Origin of the sequence: Streptomyces chisholmiae, from assembly GCF_031845445.1 — a bacterium.
GTDB classification, from domain to species: domain Bacteria; phylum Actinomycetota; class Actinomycetes; order Streptomycetales; family Streptomycetaceae; genus Streptomyces; species Streptomyces chisholmiae.
Genome location: NZ_JAVREO010000001.1, coordinates 418,249 through 433,366, shown reverse-complemented (window position 1 = coordinate 433,366; position 15,118 = coordinate 418,249). Strand labels below are relative to the sequence as shown.

Here is a 15,118-nt window from a genome sequence, read left to right as displayed (position 1 = left end):
GGCGTGCCGGGCCCGGGTCAGGCCGGGCGCAGGGCGAGGAACGGGCGGGCCTGCTCGGTCCACCGGGCGACCTGTTCCCAGCCGGCCGCCCTGGCGTGCTCGTACAGCGCCCGCATGCCGACCCTGGCCCAGGGGAAGGGCGGGCTGGTGCCGCCCCGGTCGTCGTCCAGCCAGGCGTCGAACCGCTCGTCCACCTCGATGCCCGCCGCCTCGACCAGCAACAGGCCGCCGGGGGTGACCAGTTGGCCGAGCCGGCGGAGCAGTGCCAGCGGGTCGCCGCCGATGCCCACGTTGCCGTCCATCAGCAGCACGCTGTCCCAGCGGCCCTCGTCCGGCAGCGCGTCGAAGACCGAGCGCAGCAGCGCGGTGCCGCCGCGGTCCCTGGTGTGCCGGACGGCGGCCCAGGCGGTGTCGATGCCGAGCGCCGGGCGGGCCTGCCGGGCGAGCGCGGCGACCATCCGGCCGGGGCCGCAGCCGACGTCCAGGACGGTGCCGACGCAGCGTTCCAGCACGGTCTGGTCGGCGGCGTCGGGGCGGCGGCACCAGCGTTCGACCTCCAGGCGGAGCCGGTGGCCGTCGGCGCGGTGCAGGAAGAGCGGCCCGCGGCCGGCGCGCAGCGCCAGCGTGTAGGGGTCGGTGGACCAGGCGGTGGTGAGGGGGGCCGAGGTGGTCATCGTCCGCCGCCCCCCGCCACCGGTCCGACCGGGGTGGGCCGGCGGGTCAGCTCGTCGAGGGTGGCGGCGAACCGACCGCCGGGGTGCGCCGCCGCCACCAGCGCCGCGTCCAGCGCGGTGTCCACGTCCCGCAGCACCGGCAGTTCGCGCACGTCGAGCCCGGCGGCGCGCAGCCGGCGGCGCTGCTCGCGGCCGGTGTGCGGGGTCGACATCGGGACGCCGAGCACGAGTTCGGGGCGGGGCTCGGCGAGGCCGAGCGCCCAGAACCCGCCGTCCTCGGCCGGGCCGAACCAGGCCCGGCCCGGCGGCCAGCCGTCCCCGCGGGTGGCCGGGGCGAGCAGCTCGGGGGTGAGCTGCGGGGTGTCCATGCCCACCAGCAGGGTGGGCCCGGTACAGCCGGCGAAGGCGGCGGCGATCCGCTGGTCCAGGCCGCCGCCGCACTGCGGCACCACCTGGTAGCCCGGGGGCAGCCAGGGGCCGGGGCGGCCCTGGAGCACCAGCACCCGCCGGGCGGCCGGCACCCGGAGCAGCGTCCGGAGGGTGTCGGCCAGGGCGGCCGCGGCGAGCCGCGCGGCCTCGGCCGGGGTGTAGGGCGGGGTCAGCCGGGTCTTGACCCGGCCGGGGACCGGCTCCTTGGCGATGACCAGCAGCGTGGGGCCGGCCGGCGACGGACTCACTTCAGTACCTCCCGCATGTCGTGCACGGCGTGCCAGGTTCCGCGCCAGGTGCCGGTCACCTTGGAGGTGCCGACCCGGGGCAGGTAGGGCACCTCGGTCTCCCGGACCCGCCAGCCGGCGTCGGCGGCGTGCACCACCATCTGCAGCGGGTAGCCGCTGCGCCGGTCGGTGAGGTCGAGGGCGAGCAGGTCGGCCCGGCGGGCGACCCGCATGGGGCCGAGGTCGCGCAGCCGCAGCCCGGTGCGGCGGCGCAGCAGCCGGGAGAGCGCCTGGTTGCCGACCCGGGCGTGCAGCGGCCAGGCGCCGCGGCCGGTGGGGCGGCGGCGGGCCAGCACCAGGTCGGCCTCGCCACTGGCCACCGGGGCGGCCACCCGGGGCAGTTCGCCGGGGTCGAGGGTGGCGTCGCAGTCGCAGAACGCCACCAGCTCGGCGGTGGCGGCCAGCAGGCCGGCGTGGCAGGCGGCGCCGAAGCCACGGCGGGGCTCGAACACCACCCGGGCACCCAGCCGTTCGGCGATCCGTGCGGAGCCATCGGTCGAGCCGTTGTCCACCACGACGGCCCGCCAGCCTTCGGGGACCCGGCCCAGGACCCACGGCAGGGCCTCGGCCTCGTTCAGGCAGGGCAACACCAGGTCGCCCCGCGGGGATGAATGGTTGGTCACCCCGCACACCCTACGAAGACAAACCCCGCATACCTGGACAACAGCGCTGATTGTTGCCGGCGTTCGATTCGGGGTCCGGCCGGTGGACGGACGGTGCCGGGGAGTGTGCCAGCGGACCCGGCCCCGGGCGGCGGACCGGCGCGCCAACGCGCCGGCCAAGCCACCCGATCCGGTGGTTCCGTCGGCGGCGGGCTGACGCCGGCCGGCCCGGTGAAGCCGGCCGGGACGTTGGCCCGACCGGGTGCGCCGGTCGCCCCGGGCGGGCCGGACGGTCAGCCGGTGCGCAGCGGGGCGGTGGCGAACGAGGCCACCCCGGCGGCGAACTCCACCCGGGGCGACCAGTTCAGCTCCTTGTTCAGGCGCGCCGACGAGGCGGTGACATGCCGGACGTCGCCCAGCCGGAACGCGCCGGTGACCTCGGGCGCCGGGCCGCCCCTGGCCGCCGCCAGCGCGGCGGCCAGCTCGCCGACCGTGTGCGGCTGCCCGCTGCCGGTGTTGTACGCCCGGACGCTGCCTGGCGGGCGGTCGGCCAGCGAGGTCAGCGCCGCCACGTTGGCCCGGGCCACGTCGCTGACGTGCACGAAGTCCCGCCGCTGGGCGCCGTCTTCGAAGACCTGGGGCGGCCGGCCGGCCTCCAGCGCCGACCGGAAGAACGCGGCCACCCCCGCGTAGGGGGTGTCCCGCGGCATCCGGTCCCCGTAGACGTTGTGGTACCGCAGCGCGACGGCCCGGCCGCCGACGTCCCTGGCCCAGGCGGCCGCCAGGTTCTCCTGGGCCAGCTTGGTGCTGGCGTAGACGCTGCGCGGGTCCACCGGGTCGTCCTCGTCGACCAGCCCGGGCACCAGCGGGGCGCCGCACTCGGGACACGGCGGCTCGAACCGCCCCACCTCCAGGTCGGCCACCCGGCGCGGGCCCGGCCTGACCTGGCCGTGCCGCAGGCAGTCGTAACGGCCCTCGCCGTAGACCACCATCGAGCCGGCCAGCAGCAGGTCCCGCACGCCGGCCTCGGCCATCGCGGCCAGCAGGCCGGCCGTGCCCTGGTCGTTGACCGAGACGTACTCGGGCGCGTCCGAGAAGTCCTTCCCGAGGCCGACCAGGGCGGCCTGGTGACAGACCGCGTCCATCCCGGGCAGCGCCCTGGCCAGGGCCTGCGCGTCCCTGATGTCGGCGCGCAGCCAGGGGACTTGCTCGGTGGGCGGGCCGTCGGGCCGCGGCGGGCGGATGTCGAGCACCGTCGGCTCGTGTCCGGCGGCCAGCAGTTCTTCCACGATGTGCGAGCCGATGAAACCGGCTCCTCCGGTGACCAGTACACGCATATCGGTCACGCTAGTCACCCGGCGGCGACGGCGGTGGGAAGTCGGCCCGCGCGTCAGCGTTCCGTCAGATCCACCGCCGGCTGCTCCCACGGGACGCTCAGCCACGGGCTCTCCGGATCGGTGGTCAGGATCCGGAAGGCCGTGACCATCTCCGTGTACCAGTCGCCGAACTCCTCGCTGTCGAAGTGCAGACAGCGCCCCAGCACGTAGCCGGCGGCGAACTCGCCCCAGGAGTCGTAGACCTGGCGGGCGCCCTCGCTGGCGCGCAGCACCGCCCGCTCGGTCTCGGTCAGCTCGGCCAGCCGGGCGCCCAGCCCCCAGCGGGCCATGCAGGAGGCCCGCCCCAGGTCCCACGCCAGTACGGAGCGGACGACGCCGTCCTCGGTCAGCAGCCCGTCGGCCCGGAACCTGGCCTCGTACCGCAGCACCTGGCCGATCAGCTCGTGGGTCAGCCCGATGTCGGCGTCCAGGTCGAAGCCGGGGGGCTTGCCCGTGCGGTCCACCACCTCGGCGGTGCGGGCCAGCAGCACCCGCTCGGCGGCGCCGCGCCAGGCCACCGGGTCCGGCGTGCGGCCGTACTCCTGGACCATCGCCTGCCGCACCCGGAGCACGAACTCCCAGGCCGGGGAGATCACCTGCCCCCACAGCAGGCGCTGCAGCACCTCCTGCCACTCCGTCCGGCTGGTCACCCCCCACCAGGCGCGCAGCAGCTCCTTCTCCTCCGAGTAGCCGCCGCTCTGCCAGCCGAGGTGGTTCCAGATGGCGCCGTTGTTGACCATCAGCAGCGCGCCGCAGGCCATCCCGTGCGCGATGGGCCCGCTGCGGTGCCCCGTCCAGAGGGTCTTCAGCGGGCTCTCCGGCACCGGCTGCCTGGCCTGCCGCTTCCACTTGCGCGGCTCGGCCGGCAGCAGCGTCTCCACCGGGGTGCCCGGGTTGACCGCCAGCCAACGGGCCGGACGCGGCCAGGACTTGGCCAGCCCGGCCAGCTCACTGCGCTCGAAGATCCGGTCGTCGGCCGGCGGCGGCAACATCCCCCGGGTGAAGACCGGCAGACACAGCCCCTTGACCTCCGGGTGGTGGAACGGGCTGAACCGCAGCCGCCCGGGCACCGCGTCGGCCAGCTCCCTGGACATCGGCAGGAAGAGGTCCGTGCTGGCCAGCACCTCGAAGTACGCCGGCCAGTCGCTGCTCAGGCCAGCGTCGTAGAGCCGCTGCTCCACGGTCGTTGGCGGCTGCCACGGTATGTTCTCCGCGGTCTCCTCGAACGCCATGGCCCGACTGTACCGGTCGCCACCGACAGCCGGGGCACGACAGGCGCCCGTGCCCCGGCGAGCGCGGTCAACGGCCGGAACGCGCCCCCTGAGCCAACTCGCGAGCCAGCGCCCGCAGTTGGTCGAGCGCCGCGGCCTCGTCCGCCGGGTTGTCCAGCACCGCCTTGACGAAGGCGGAGCCCACGATCACCCCGTCGGCGAAGCCCGCCACCTCGGCGGCCTGCGCCCCGGTGGAGACGCCGAGGCCCACGCAGACCGGGAGTTCGGTGGTCGCCCTGGTCCGCTCGACCAACCCGGCCGCCTGGGCGCTGACCGCGGCCCGGCCGCCGGTGACGCCCATCAGCGAGGCGGCGTAGACGAAGCCGCTGCCGGCCGCCGTGATGGTGGCCAACCGCTCGTCCCTGCTGCTCGGCGCCACCACGAACACCGTGCCCAGGTCGTGCTGTTCGGCCGCCTTGCGCCAGCCGTCCGACTCCTCGACCGGCAGGTCGGGCAGGATGCAGCCGGCCCCGCCGGCCGCGGCCAGCTCGGCCGCGAACCGCTCCGGGCCGTACCGGTCCACCGGGTTCCAGTAGGTCATCACCAGCACCGGGACGCCGGTCGCCGCGTGCACCTCGCGCACCGTGTTCAACACGTCGGCGATCCGCACCCCGCCGCGCAGCGCGATGTCGTCGGCGGTCTGGATGACCGGCCCGTCCAACACCGGGTCGCTGTGCGGCAGTCCGATCTCGATGATGTCGCAGCCGCCCTCCACCATGGCGATCGCGGCCCGCACCCCGCCGGCCACGGTCGGGAAGCCGGCCGGGAAGTAGCCGATCAACGCGGCGCGGTCCGCCGCCCGGGTCTCGGCCAGCGTCGTGCGCAGCCCCGCCAGGTTCCCGCTCACCGGTCGTTCTCCTCGCCGTCCAGCAGCCCGAAGTACCGGGCCGCGGTGTCCATGTCCTTGTCGCCACGCCCCGAGAGGTTGACCAACAGCACCCCGTCCGGGCCCAGTTCACGGCTCAGTTCGAGCGCGCCGGCCAGCGCGTGGGCGGACTCGATGGCCGGGATGATGCCCTCGGTGCGGGAGAGCAGACGCAGCGCCGACATCGCCTCGGCGTCGGTCACCGGCCGGTACTCGCCGCGCCCGCTGTCCTTGAGGTGCGCGTGCTCGGGGCCGATGCCCGGGTAGTCCAGGCCGGCCGAGATCGAGTACGGCTCGGTGATCTGGCCCTCGTCGTCCTGGAGCACGTAGGAGCGGGAGCCGTGCAGCACCCCCGGCTCGCCGGCGGTCAGCGTCGCCGCGTGCTCCCCCGAGGCCACCCCGTGGCCGGCCGCCTCGCAGCCGACCAGGCGCACCCCGGTGTCGGGCACGAAGGCGTGGAAGAGGCCGATGGCGTTGGAGCCGCCGCCCACGCAGGCGACCACGGCGTCCGGCAGCCGGCCGATCCGCTCCTGGATCTGCCGCCTGGCCTCCACCCCGATCACCCGGTGGAAGTCGCGCACCAGCGCGGGGAACGGGTGCGGCCCGGCGGCCGTCCCGAAGAGGTAGTGGGTCTCGTCCACGGTGGCCACCCACTCGCGGAACGCCTCGTTGATGGCGTCCTTCAGGGTGCGGCTGCCGGAGGAGACCGCCACCACCTCGGCGCCCAGCATCCGCATCCGGGCGACGTTCAGCGCCTGCCGCTCGGTGTCGATCTCGCCCATGTAGATGGTGCACTTCAGGCCGAAGAGCGCGCAGGCGGTCGCGGTGGCGACGCCGTGCTGCCCGGCGCCGGTCTCGGCGATCACCCGGGTCTTGCCCATCCGGCGGGTCAGCAGGGCCTGGCCCAGCACGTTGTTGATCTTGTGTGAGCCGGTGTGGTTGAGGTCCTCGCGCTTGAGGAAGATCCGGGCACCGCCGCCGTGCCCGGCGAACCTGGGCACCTCGGTGAGCGGGCTGGGCCGGCCGGCGTAGTTGACCATCAGGTCGTCCAGCTCGGCGACGAACGCCGGGTCGGCCTTGGCCTTCGCGTAGGCGTCGGCGACCTCGTCCATCGCGGCGCGCAGGGCCTCGGGCACGAAGGTGCCGCCGAAGGCGCCGAAGTAGCCCCGGGCGTCGGGCACCGTGCCCTCGTGGTCGGGAAAGAAGTACTCAGCGGACATCGAAAGTCTCTGCCTTCCGAAAAGGGACAGAAAAGAACGGGGGCGAGCGCGGGGGACGCCACGGCCACGCCCTCCGGGAACCGGTCCAGGAGCGGCCAGCGGGCGTCCGCCCGGCAGGTGAAGGTACATGGAACGGCCGCGCGGCACCGGCGGTCGGCGCCCGCCGCGCCGGCCACCGAGGTGGCGCGGCCCGTCAGACGCGGGCGGCCGGCGGCGCGGGCAGGGCCCGGCCGGCCGGCACGCGGGGGCGGCCGGTCAGCGCGACAGCGCGGGGGCCGGCCATCGGCGGCCGTTGACCTGGCCCGGCTCGCAACCGATGTGGTAGCGGACGCGGCGGCCCAGCACCCGGCGGGCCGGGGCGCGCGGGCCGCGCGGCCGGGCGCCCCTGGCGCCGCGCGCGGCGAGCCGGCCGGCCGCCGGGCGACGGCGGTCGCGCGCGCTGTCCACCCGCCCCGGAGGCATCGGCGTCAGCGCCCCTGCCGCAGCGCCGGGTGCGCCCCGGCGGCGACCAGGTCGGCGACGGCGGCCCGCGGGTCGCGGCCTGTCACCAGCGACTCGCCGACCAGCACCGCGTCGGCGCCCTCGTTGGCGTAGGCGATCAGGTCGTGCGGGCCGCGCACGCCGGACTCGGCGACCCGGACGATGCCGCCGGGGATCTCCGGCGCGACCCGCTCGAAGGTGGAACGGTCCACCTCCAGGGTGCGCAGATCCCGGGCGTTCACCCCGATGATCCGGGCGCCGGCGTCCACCGCGCGCTCCACCTCGTCCTCGTCGTGCACCTCGACCAGCGGGGTCAGCCCGATGGACTCGGCGCGCTCCACCAGGGAGACCAGGGCCGGCTGGTCCAGCGCTGCCACGATCAGCAACACCAGGTCGGCGCCGTGGGCGCGGGCCTCCCACAGCTGGTAGGCGGTGACCACGAAGTCCTTGCGCAGCACCGGGATGTCCACCCGGGCGCGCACCTCGGCGAGGTCGGCGAGGGAGCCGCCGAACCGGCGCTGCTCGGTGAGCACGGAGATCGCCGCCGCGCCGCCCGCCTCGTAGTCGGCGGCGAGCCCGGCCGGGTCGGCGATCGCGGCCAGCGCGCCCTTGGACGGGCTGGAGCGCTTGACCTCGCAGATGACGGTGACGCTGTCCCCCTTGAGGGCGGCCACGCCGTCCTTGGCTGGCGGGGCCGCGGCGGCACGCTCCTTGAGCTGGTCAAGGGAGACCTGTGCCTGCCGGTCGGCGAGGTCGGCGCGGACTCCCTCGATGATCTCGTCGAGCACACTCACGCGACCGGCCCCTTCCTGTCGGTGTGGGGAGAGCAATCCCCACCGATAGTAGCGGGCGTGCCCCAAGCCCTCACCACCCGCCCGCGTCGGGCCCCCGCGGTCGGGTGGTGGTCTAGGGAACGAGAAAGGCACCGACGGGCAGGTTGCGCAGCACCGAGAAGAGCACCACCAGGGCGACCGCCGTCCGGGCGACGACCGGGCCGGAACCGGCCCGCCGCCCGCCGGCCGCCGCCCGGCGGAACACGCCGGCGCGGGCGGCCAGCCGCCGGGGGGACGCCGCAGTGGCGCTGGGCGCTGCCCCGCCTCCGGCGGCGGAGGCGGGGACGGCGGGGCCCGTGCTGACGCCGGAGGCGGCAGGCTCCGGCGTGCTGCCGGAGGCCGGGACCCGGCCGGCAACGGCGGGGACCGAGGCGGAGCCGGCGGCCGGGGCGGCGCCGGGGTCGGGGACGGCACCGGTAGCCCGGGCGGAGCCGGAAACGGCGGCAGCCGGGGCGGAACGGATGGCCGGGGTGACACCGGGACCAGGGGCGGACCCGGTGACCGGGGGGTCACCGATGGCCGGGGCGGCCCCGGCGGCCGGGGCGGCGCCCAAGAGGGCGGACGCCGGGGCTGGGGCAGAAGCGGCGCGAGCCGAGGCGGCGGACGCCGGCCTGGCGCCGGAGGCGGCGAGTGTGGTCAGCAGCCAGCCGAGCAGGACCAGCGCCAGCAGGGGCCCGCCGGCGGCCACCAGCGCGTTGGCGTGCCAGGCGGCCGACCAGTCGCCGTGCGCCAGCGCGTGCGCCGCGCGCAGTCCGCCGCAGCCGGGGCAGTGCAGCCCCAGCTCGTCGAAGACCGGGCAGGGCACGTAACGGCCCGCCACCGTCGGATCGTTGGCCGCCACATAGCCGACCGCCGCGCCCAGCAGGGCGACGGCGGCCAGGGGGGCTCCCGCGTCGAGGAGTCGTTGCCGCATGGGGCCAGTCTCGGGCGCCGGACGCCGGGCGCGCCCGGCGGGATGCGCCGGACGGCGGCACGCTGACCGGGCGGGAGGCCCGGCCGGCGGCGGTCCCCGGAGCGGCCGACGGCCCCAGCGGTCAGCTGGTGGCGGCGGCGGGCTTGGGGGTCTCCGCCTCGGCGGCCTCGACCTTCGCCGTCTCGACCCTGGTGGTCTCCACCCTGGTCGTCCCGGCCGCGGCGGCGGCCGGCTTGGCGGTCCGCACCGGCGCCGGCTGCTGGCCCAGGCCCATCGACTTCATCACCAGGCCGACCACGCCGGCGATCAGCAGCACCACACCGCTGGCCGCGACGCCCCACGGCTGGGCCACGACGGTGAAGTAGCTGCCGAGGCAGAACCCGATGAAGGCGATGGTCACCGCCGTCCAGGCGGCAGGGGTGTGTCCGTGGTCGTGCTGGCCCGCCATGTGTGCTCCTCGCAGAAGTGAAGATCCCGGCGCGCGAGTCCCGCGCTCACCCTCCATTGTGGCAGGCGGTGCCCGCCGTTCCGGGTGGGGTCCGTCACGCCCCGTGCGCCACGGCCGCGACGCGCCCGGGGGGCGTCAGGTCGGGTCCTCGCCCCGGTCCAGGGCGCGCCAGATGTCCTCCGGCCGCTCCGGGTCGCCGCCGCGGCGCCCGGCGCGGCGGCCGTTGCGCTCGTACCGGCTGGACATCGACGGCCACTGCCGGCCGTAGCTGAGCGCCAGCAGCCCGGCGCAGAGCAGCAACAGGCCGCCCAGCGCGGAGAACCACGGCCAGCCGGTGTGGCTGATCGAGGTCACCGCGACGTCGGTGATGCCCAGCATCTCGGCCGCCGCCCGGTCCAGCGCCTCCGTGTCGCCGGCCCCCAGCAGGGCGGAGCCGAGCGCGCCGGCGCCGCTGAGCGCCAGCACCGAGGCGACCACCACCCGGCCGGTGCCGCGCACCGCGAAGACCGCGACCAGCGCGGCCAGGCCCACCAGGGCCAGCGCGCTGGGCAGACCGGAGACGGCGCTGCCGCTGGCGGTGACCGGCAGCTCGGCGCCGCCCCCCTGGGCGTTCCCCTCGCCCCAGGTCTGGCCGGCGGAGATGAGGACGACGGCGGCCCCGGCGGCGCCGCTCAGCAGCGCCACGCCGAGGGCACGGCGCGACGCCCGGGCGCTGTTGGCGGGGTCACGACTCACCCTGCCACGCTACCGCGCAGCCTCCCGGCCGTGGCCACCGCCCTGAGCACCGCCGCCGCCTTGTTGGCGCACTCCGTGTCCTCGGCGGCCGGATCGGAGTCGGCGACCACCCCGGCGCCGGCCTGGACGTAGGCGACGCCGTCGCGCAGCACCGCGGTGCGGATGGCGATCGCGGTGTCCGCGTCGCCGGCGAAGTCCAGGTAGCCGACGCAGCCGCCGTAGACGCCGCGCCGGGTGGGCTCCAGCTCCTCGATGATCTCCATCGCCCGCGGCTTGGGCGCCCCGGACAGGGTGCCGGCCGGGAAGCAGGCGGTGAGCGCGTCGAACGCGGTGCGGTCGGCGGCCAGTTGGCCGGTGACGGTGGAGACGATGTGCATCACGTGGCTGTACCGCTCCACCGACATGAAGTCGACCACCTCGACCGTGCCGGGCACCGAGACCCGGCCCAGGTCGTTGCGGCCGAGGTCGACCAGCATCAGGTGCTCGGCCCGTTCCTTGGGGTCGGCCAGCAGCTCGGTGCCGAGCGCCACGTCCTCGCCCGGGGTGGCGCCGCGCGGCCTGGTGCCGGCGATGGGGTGCAGCATGGCGCGGCCGTCCGCGACCTTCACCAGCGCCTCGGGGCTGGAGCCGACCACGTCGAAGCCGCCCTCGCCGGCCTCGCCGGCGAACCGGAAGAGGTACATGTAGGGGCTGGGGTTGGTGGTGCGCAGCACCCGGTAGACGTCCAGCGCGCTGGCCGCGCAGGGGGCCTCGAAGCGCTGTGACGGCACCACCTGGAAGGCGTCGCCGGCCCTGATGTACTCCTTGGCCGTCTCCACCATCGCCCGGTAGCGGGCGCCGCCCGACCTGGCGGTGAAGTCGGGCAGCTCGCTGGGCGGCAGCTCGACGGCGCTCAGCGCCACCGGCCGGGTCAGGTCGGCGGCCATCGTGTCCAGCCGGGCCACCGCGTCGGCGTGGATCGCGGCCAGGTGGTCGTCGTCCGCGGTGCCCGGCGGCAGGTCGCTGACGGCGTTGGCGATCAGCAGCACGCTGCCGTCCCGGTGGTCCAGGACGGCCAGGTCGGCGGCGAGCAGCATGGTCATCTCGGGCAGCCGCAGGTCGTCGGTGGTCTGCTCGCCGATGTCCTCCAGCCGGCGCACCACGTCGTAGCCGAGGTAGCCGACCATGCCGCCGGTGAACGGCGGGAGCGCCGGGTCGCGCGGGGTGTGCAGCACCCGCAGCGTCTCGCGGAGCGCGCGCAGCGGGTCGCCGTCGGTTGGCACCCCGGCCGGCGGCCGGCCCACCCAGTGGGCCTGGCCGTCCCGCACGGTGAGGGTGGCCGAGCTGCGCACCCCGACGAAGGAGTAGCGCGACCAGGTGCGGCCGTTCTCAGCCGACTCCAGCAGGAAGGTGCCGGGGCGGCCGGCGGCCAGCTTGCGGTACAGGCCGACCGGGGTGTCGCCGTCCGCGAGGAGCCGGCGGGTGACCGGGATCACCCGGCGTTCCTTGGCGAGTGCCCGGAAGCGGTCCAGGTCCAGAGTCGTCATGCCCGCTGAGCCTAGTACCGCGCCGGGCGCGAGGCCTCCGGGACCGGACGGTCAGGCGTCCTGGGCCCGCTCGCCGAGGGGCAGTTGGTCGGCGTCGAAGCAGGTGCGGTCCCCGGTGTGGCAGGCGGCGCCCACCTGGTCGACCCGGACCAGCACGGTGTCCCCGTCGCAGTCCAGCGCCACCGACTTGACCAGCTGCACGTGGCCCGAGGTGTCCCCCTTGGCCCAGTAGGCGCGGCGGCTGCGGCTCCAGTAGGTGCAGCGACCGGTCACCAGGGTGCGCCGCAGGGCCTCGTCGTCCATCCAGCCCAGCATCAACACCTCGCCGGTGTCGTACTGCTGGGCGATGGCCGGAAAGAGGCCATCGGCGTCGCGCTTGAGCCGCGCGGCGATGTCCGGGTCGAGGTGGGGCGTCTGGGTGCTGGACATGCCCCCATTCTGCCCCGACGACGGCCGGGCGGCGGACCGTGGCCGCCCGGTGACCCGGGGTTGTAGGTGCGAGGTTCTACGCTGGACGCATGTCTACCCATGCCAAGCGTGAACGCCTGCTGCTCGCTGATCTGTTGGAGTCCGCCGGGCCGGAGGCCCCCACCCTGTGCGCCGGCTGGACCACCCGTGACCTGGCCGCGCACCTGGTGGTGCGGGAGCGCCGGGCGGACGCGGCCGGCGGGATGGTGATCAAGCCGCTGGCCGCCCGGGGGGAGCGGATCAGGGAGGAGTTCGCCGTCCGCCCCTACGACGAGCTGCTCCAGATGATCAGGACGGGCCCCTCCCGGATGTCGCCGTTCTCCTGGAAGCAGGTGGACGAGGCGGCGAACACGGTGGAGTTCTTCGTGCACGGCGAGGACGTGCGCCGCGCCGGCCTCGAGTGGAAGCCGCGCTCGCTCGACCCGGTCTTCGCCGACGTGCTGTGGCGCCGGCTGGAGTCCTCGGCCAAGCTGCTGGGCCGGCGCAGCCCGGTCGGTCTGGTGCTGCGCCGGCCCAACGGGCAGACGGTGGTGGCGCACAAGGGCGCCCCGGTGGTGACGGTGACGGGCGAGCCGGGCGAGTTGCTGCTCTTCGCGTTCGGCCGGCAGGAGAAGACCCGGGTGGAGATCGAGGGCGACGAGCAGGCGGTGGCCCAGGTGAAGGGGGCCCGGCTCGGCCTGGGTTGAGCCGGTGGGCACGCGGGTCAGGTCCCCGGTCCCGCAGGGGGGTCGGCCCCCGCGGGGCGCGGCGTCCGCCGGCCGGACCGCCGCCGCCCGACGCCCGGTTGACGCCCCGGTGAACAGCCGCCGAAGCCTGCCGCCAGCCGCCTACGGGCCGTCAGTTTCGGCCATACGTTTGACTGGTGGACATCTTTCGGTGGGACGTCTTCCTCACGGTCCTCGGCCTGGTGGTCCCGATCATCGCGGCCCTCTACGAGTTCGTCTTCGTGGGCCGCAAGCGGCTCGGGTACCGGGTGCAGCTGGACACCATCGCCAGCGACGAGGTGCACTCCGCGTACGGCGGCGCCCTGCAACGGCTGCAACGCGCGCCGGACACCCCGCTGACCGACCCGTCCTTCGTGCTGCTGCGGTTCGAGAACAACGGCGCCACCCACATCGACGAGAGCGACTACGCCGTCCTGGACGACGACCGGGTCGGCATCCGGGTCAGCTTCCCGGGGCGGCGGGTGGCGGGGCTGGTGGTCACCGAGCTGAGCCACGACTACCTGCGGCCGTCCTTCGAGGGCCCGTCGGGGCTGCATGTCAGGGACGGCGTCATCCAGTTGCCCAAGGTGCCGATGAACCGGGGCGCGCACTACAAGGTGCTGGCCGCGCTGGAGCGGGCGGAGGGCGAGACCCGGGCGCCCGGCACGGAGTTCGCGCCTCCCCGGGTGATCGGCGGCATCAAGGGCGGGGTCGGCTCCGGCGACATCCCGCTCACCAGGAGCAGGACCGGCGTTGCCGCGCCGGTGATCGCCCTGGTCTGCTTCCTGGTGGCCATCATCGTCACGCAGCTCGGCCTCTCGCTGGCCGCCGAGGACCAGAGCGCGCCCCTGGACTGCGCGTCCGGGGAGCTGACCCTGACCGGGTCCACCGCCTTCGACCCGGTGCTGCGCGCCGCGGCCGACTCCTACCGGGACACCTGCCCGGGCGCCGCGATCGAGGTGCGCACCGACGGCAGCGCCCAGGGGCTGGCCGCGCTGAACCGCGCCGGCCGCGAACACCCCGACGGCGTCCCCTCGATGCTGGCCTTCTCGGACGGCCCCAAGGACGACGGGCTGCCGCAGCTGCTGCCCCGCCCGGTGGCGCTCTCCCTCTTCACCCTGGTGGTCAACGAGGAGGCGGGCGTCGCCGACCTGACGCCCGAGCAGATCCGGGCCGTCTTCGACGGCCGGCACACCGACTGGTCGGAGCTGGGCGGCGCCCCGACGCCGATCCGGCTGGTCGGCCGGCACGACGACTCCGGCACCCGCCGGGTCTTCCAGCGCCAGGTGCTCGCCGGCGACCGGGAGCCGGCCAGCACCTCGGACAACTGCCGCGACCGCGACCCGGGCGCGGCCGACCCGGTCACCCGCTGCGAACGCGGCTCGACGGGCGACCTGCTGGACGCGGTCGCCGCCACCCCGGGCGCCATCGGCTACGCCGAGTTGGGCGCCGCCCTGGGCCACGACGACCTGCCCCGGCTGCGGATCGCCGGCCACGAGGCCGGCGTGGAGGCCGCCGACCACGGCGCCTACCCGTTCTGGGAGACGGAGTACGCCTACAGCTACGGAGAGTTGCCGGCCGACTCGCTGGCCGCCAGCTTCCTGCGCTACCTGACCAACGAGGTCGGCAGGGACCTGATCCGCGCCGAGGGCCACCGCCCGTGCGCCGAGCTCCAGAACCCGGTCCGCTGCCGTCCTCCCAACCCCCAGCCCACCGGCTGACCCGACGCGGCGCGCGGCGTCCTGGGCTGGCGCGGACCGGAGGTGGGTGCCGGTGGGCATGATCGGGCGGCTGTGGGCGGCCGGCGAGGCGCCCTACGCGGACGGGTTGTACCGACCGGACGACACCGCGCGGGAGCTGTGGGTGCCGGGCCCCGGGGCCTGGCACCCGGACGCCGGCCAGCCGATCACGTTCCGGCTCGGTGGGCCGCTCGACGTGGCCCGGACCGTCGCCGAAGCGGGCGGCACCGAGTTGGACCGGTACTTCGAGAGCCGGCTGCCGGCGGACTCCGGCTGGCTGGCCGGTGGCGGCGGCGGGATGGGCAACGTCGGCTGGCTGGCCCGTCTCGACGCCGACCGGGCGCTGCGCTGGGTCGCCTTCATGTGGTCGTCCAACCCGTTCACCGGGGTGCGGGTGCGCGGGACCCGGGCGGTCTTCCGCAACGACTGGCGGAACGAGCTGACGTTGGACCTCGACGACCCCGCGCTGCGCTGAGCCGGGCCGTCGGGCCGCCGCCGACGGACGCCCAGCGAGCCTGTTTCCACACTTCCCCGCACTTCTGCACAGC

General features: G+C 75.7%; 16 protein-coding genes and 1 pseudogene. 3 read left to right on the top strand and 14 right to left on the bottom strand.

Going from position 1 to position 15,118, the window contains the following annotated elements; translation table 11 throughout:
* Positions 1-17: 17 nt before the first annotated feature.
* The 14 genes and pseudogenes from RM844_RS01935 to hisI form a co-directional block, all read right to left on the bottom strand.
* The gene (locus tag RM844_RS01935) at positions 18-674 is read right to left on the bottom strand and encodes a class I SAM-dependent methyltransferase (RefSeq protein ID WP_311663902.1); all 657 of its coding nucleotides are present in this window, start codon (positions 672-674) and stop codon (positions 18-20) included.
* Positions 671-1,351 carry a TIGR04282 family arsenosugar biosynthesis glycosyltransferase gene (locus RM844_RS01930; RefSeq protein WP_311663900.1) on the bottom strand — a complete coding sequence of 227 codons (681 nt, stop codon included), beginning with the start codon at positions 1,349-1,351 and terminating at the stop codon, positions 671-673. The genes RM844_RS01935 and RM844_RS01930 overlap by 4 nt, the downstream gene beginning before the upstream one ends.
* Positions 1,348-2,022, bottom strand: a complete 675-nt coding sequence (locus tag RM844_RS01925; RefSeq protein WP_394814393.1) for a glycosyltransferase family 2 protein — start codon at positions 2,020-2,022, stop codon at positions 1,348-1,350. Before RM844_RS01925 ends, RM844_RS01930 begins: the two co-directional genes overlap by 4 nt.
* Before the next feature lie 263 nt (positions 2,023-2,285).
* Positions 2,286-3,329: an NAD-dependent epimerase/dehydratase family protein gene (locus RM844_RS01920; RefSeq protein ID WP_311663896.1), complete on the bottom strand. Its 1,044-nt coding sequence runs from the start codon at positions 3,327-3,329 to the stop codon at positions 2,286-2,288.
* Between the two features lie 53 nt (positions 3,330-3,382).
* Positions 3,383-4,600 (bottom strand): DUF1266 domain-containing protein, encoded by a 1,218-nt coding sequence (locus RM844_RS01915; protein WP_311663894.1) that lies wholly within the window; start codon positions 4,598-4,600, stop codon positions 3,383-3,385.
* Between the two features lie 67 nt (positions 4,601-4,667).
* Positions 4,668-5,486, bottom strand: a complete 819-nt coding sequence (trpA, locus tag RM844_RS01910) for a tryptophan synthase subunit alpha (RefSeq protein ID WP_311663892.1) — start codon at positions 5,484-5,486, stop codon at positions 4,668-4,670.
* The gene (trpB, locus tag RM844_RS01905; protein WP_311663890.1) at positions 5,483-6,724 is read right to left on the bottom strand and encodes a tryptophan synthase subunit beta; all 1,242 of its coding nucleotides are present in this window, start codon (positions 6,722-6,724) and stop codon (positions 5,483-5,485) included. The genes trpA and trpB overlap by 4 nt, the downstream gene beginning before the upstream one ends.
* Before the next feature lie 255 nt (positions 6,725-6,979).
* Entirely contained in the window at positions 6,980-7,186 is a 207-nt protein-coding gene (trpM, locus tag RM844_RS33470) for a tryptophan biosynthesis modulator TrpM (RefSeq protein WP_394814392.1), read from the bottom strand.
* Positions 7,187-7,191: 5 nt separating this feature from the next.
* Entirely contained in the window at positions 7,192-7,998 is an 807-nt protein-coding gene (gene trpC / locus RM844_RS01900; protein ID WP_311663888.1) for an indole-3-glycerol phosphate synthase TrpC, read from the bottom strand.
* A gap of 112 nt (positions 7,999-8,110) precedes the next feature.
* On the bottom strand, positions 8,111-8,950 hold the full coding sequence (locus tag RM844_RS01895; protein ID WP_311663886.1) for a DUF2752 domain-containing protein: 840 nt from the start codon (positions 8,948-8,950) through the stop codon (positions 8,111-8,113).
* 211 nt (positions 8,951-9,161) lie between these two features.
* Positions 9,162-9,398: pseudogene (locus RM844_RS01890) on the bottom strand (HGxxPAAW family protein); the annotation flags it as partial.
* Between the two features lie 135 nt (positions 9,399-9,533).
* Complete coding sequence (locus RM844_RS01885) at positions 9,534-10,133, bottom strand: TIGR02234 family membrane protein (protein ID WP_311663882.1); 600 nt, start codon at positions 10,131-10,133, stop codon at positions 9,534-9,536.
* Positions 10,130-11,659, bottom strand: a complete 1,530-nt coding sequence (locus RM844_RS01880; protein ID WP_311663879.1) for an anthranilate synthase component I — start codon at positions 11,657-11,659, stop codon at positions 10,130-10,132. The genes RM844_RS01885 and RM844_RS01880 overlap by 4 nt, the downstream gene beginning before the upstream one ends.
* 51 nt (positions 11,660-11,710) lie before the next feature.
* Entirely contained in the window at positions 11,711-12,088 is a 378-nt protein-coding gene (gene hisI / locus RM844_RS01875) for a phosphoribosyl-AMP cyclohydrolase (RefSeq protein WP_311663877.1), read from the bottom strand.
* Between the two features lie 89 nt (positions 12,089-12,177).
* On the opposite strand from hisI, the gene RM844_RS01870 reads away from it, so the two are divergent.
* From RM844_RS01870 to RM844_RS01860, 3 genes are all read left to right on the top strand, one after another.
* Positions 12,178-12,813 (top strand): TIGR03085 family metal-binding protein, encoded by a 636-nt coding sequence (locus tag RM844_RS01870; protein WP_311663875.1) that lies wholly within the window; start codon positions 12,178-12,180, stop codon positions 12,811-12,813.
* 176 nt (positions 12,814-12,989) lie between these two features.
* The gene (locus RM844_RS01865) at positions 12,990-14,552 is read left to right on the top strand and encodes a substrate-binding domain-containing protein (protein WP_311663873.1); all 1,563 of its coding nucleotides are present in this window, start codon (positions 12,990-12,992) and stop codon (positions 14,550-14,552) included.
* Positions 14,553-14,610: 58 nt separating this feature from the next.
* Positions 14,611-15,045 carry a hypothetical protein gene (locus tag RM844_RS01860; RefSeq protein ID WP_311664326.1) on the top strand — a complete coding sequence of 145 codons (435 nt, stop codon included), beginning with the start codon at positions 14,611-14,613 and terminating at the stop codon, positions 15,043-15,045.
* Positions 15,046-15,118 lie beyond the last annotated feature (73 nt).

Excerpts from the sequence above, each read along its gene's own strand:
- RM844_RS01870 (WP_311663875.1), top strand. The coding sequence starts at position 12,178 with ATGTCTACCCATGCCAAGCGTGAACGCCTGCTGCTCGCTGATCTGTTG.
- RM844_RS01860 (WP_311664326.1), top strand. The coding sequence starts at position 14,611 with ATGATCGGGCGGCTGTGGGCGGCCGGCGAGGCGCCCTACGCGGACGGG.
- RM844_RS01935 (WP_311663902.1), bottom strand. The coding sequence starts at position 674 with ATGACCACCTCGGCCCCCCTCACCACCGCCTGGTCCACCGACCCCTAC.
- RM844_RS01880 (WP_311663879.1), bottom strand. The coding sequence starts at position 11,659 with ATGACGACTCTGGACCTGGACCGCTTCCGGGCACTCGCCAAGGAACGC.
- hisI (WP_311663877.1), bottom strand. The coding sequence starts at position 12,088 with ATGTCCAGCACCCAGACGCCCCACCTCGACCCGGACATCGCCGCGCGG.
- RM844_RS01895 (WP_311663886.1), bottom strand. The coding sequence starts at position 8,950 with ATGCGGCAACGACTCCTCGACGCGGGAGCCCCCCTGGCCGCCGTCGCC.
- trpM (WP_394814392.1), bottom strand. The coding sequence starts at position 7,186 with ATGCCTCCGGGGCGGGTGGACAGCGCGCGCGACCGCCGTCGCCCGGCG.
- trpB (WP_311663890.1), bottom strand. The coding sequence starts at position 6,724 with ATGTCCGCTGAGTACTTCTTTCCCGACCACGAGGGCACGGTGCCCGAC.
- RM844_RS01915 (WP_311663894.1), bottom strand. The coding sequence starts at position 4,600 with ATGGCGTTCGAGGAGACCGCGGAGAACATACCGTGGCAGCCGCCAACG.
- RM844_RS01920 (WP_311663896.1), bottom strand. The coding sequence starts at position 3,329 with ATGCGTGTACTGGTCACCGGAGGAGCCGGTTTCATCGGCTCGCACATC.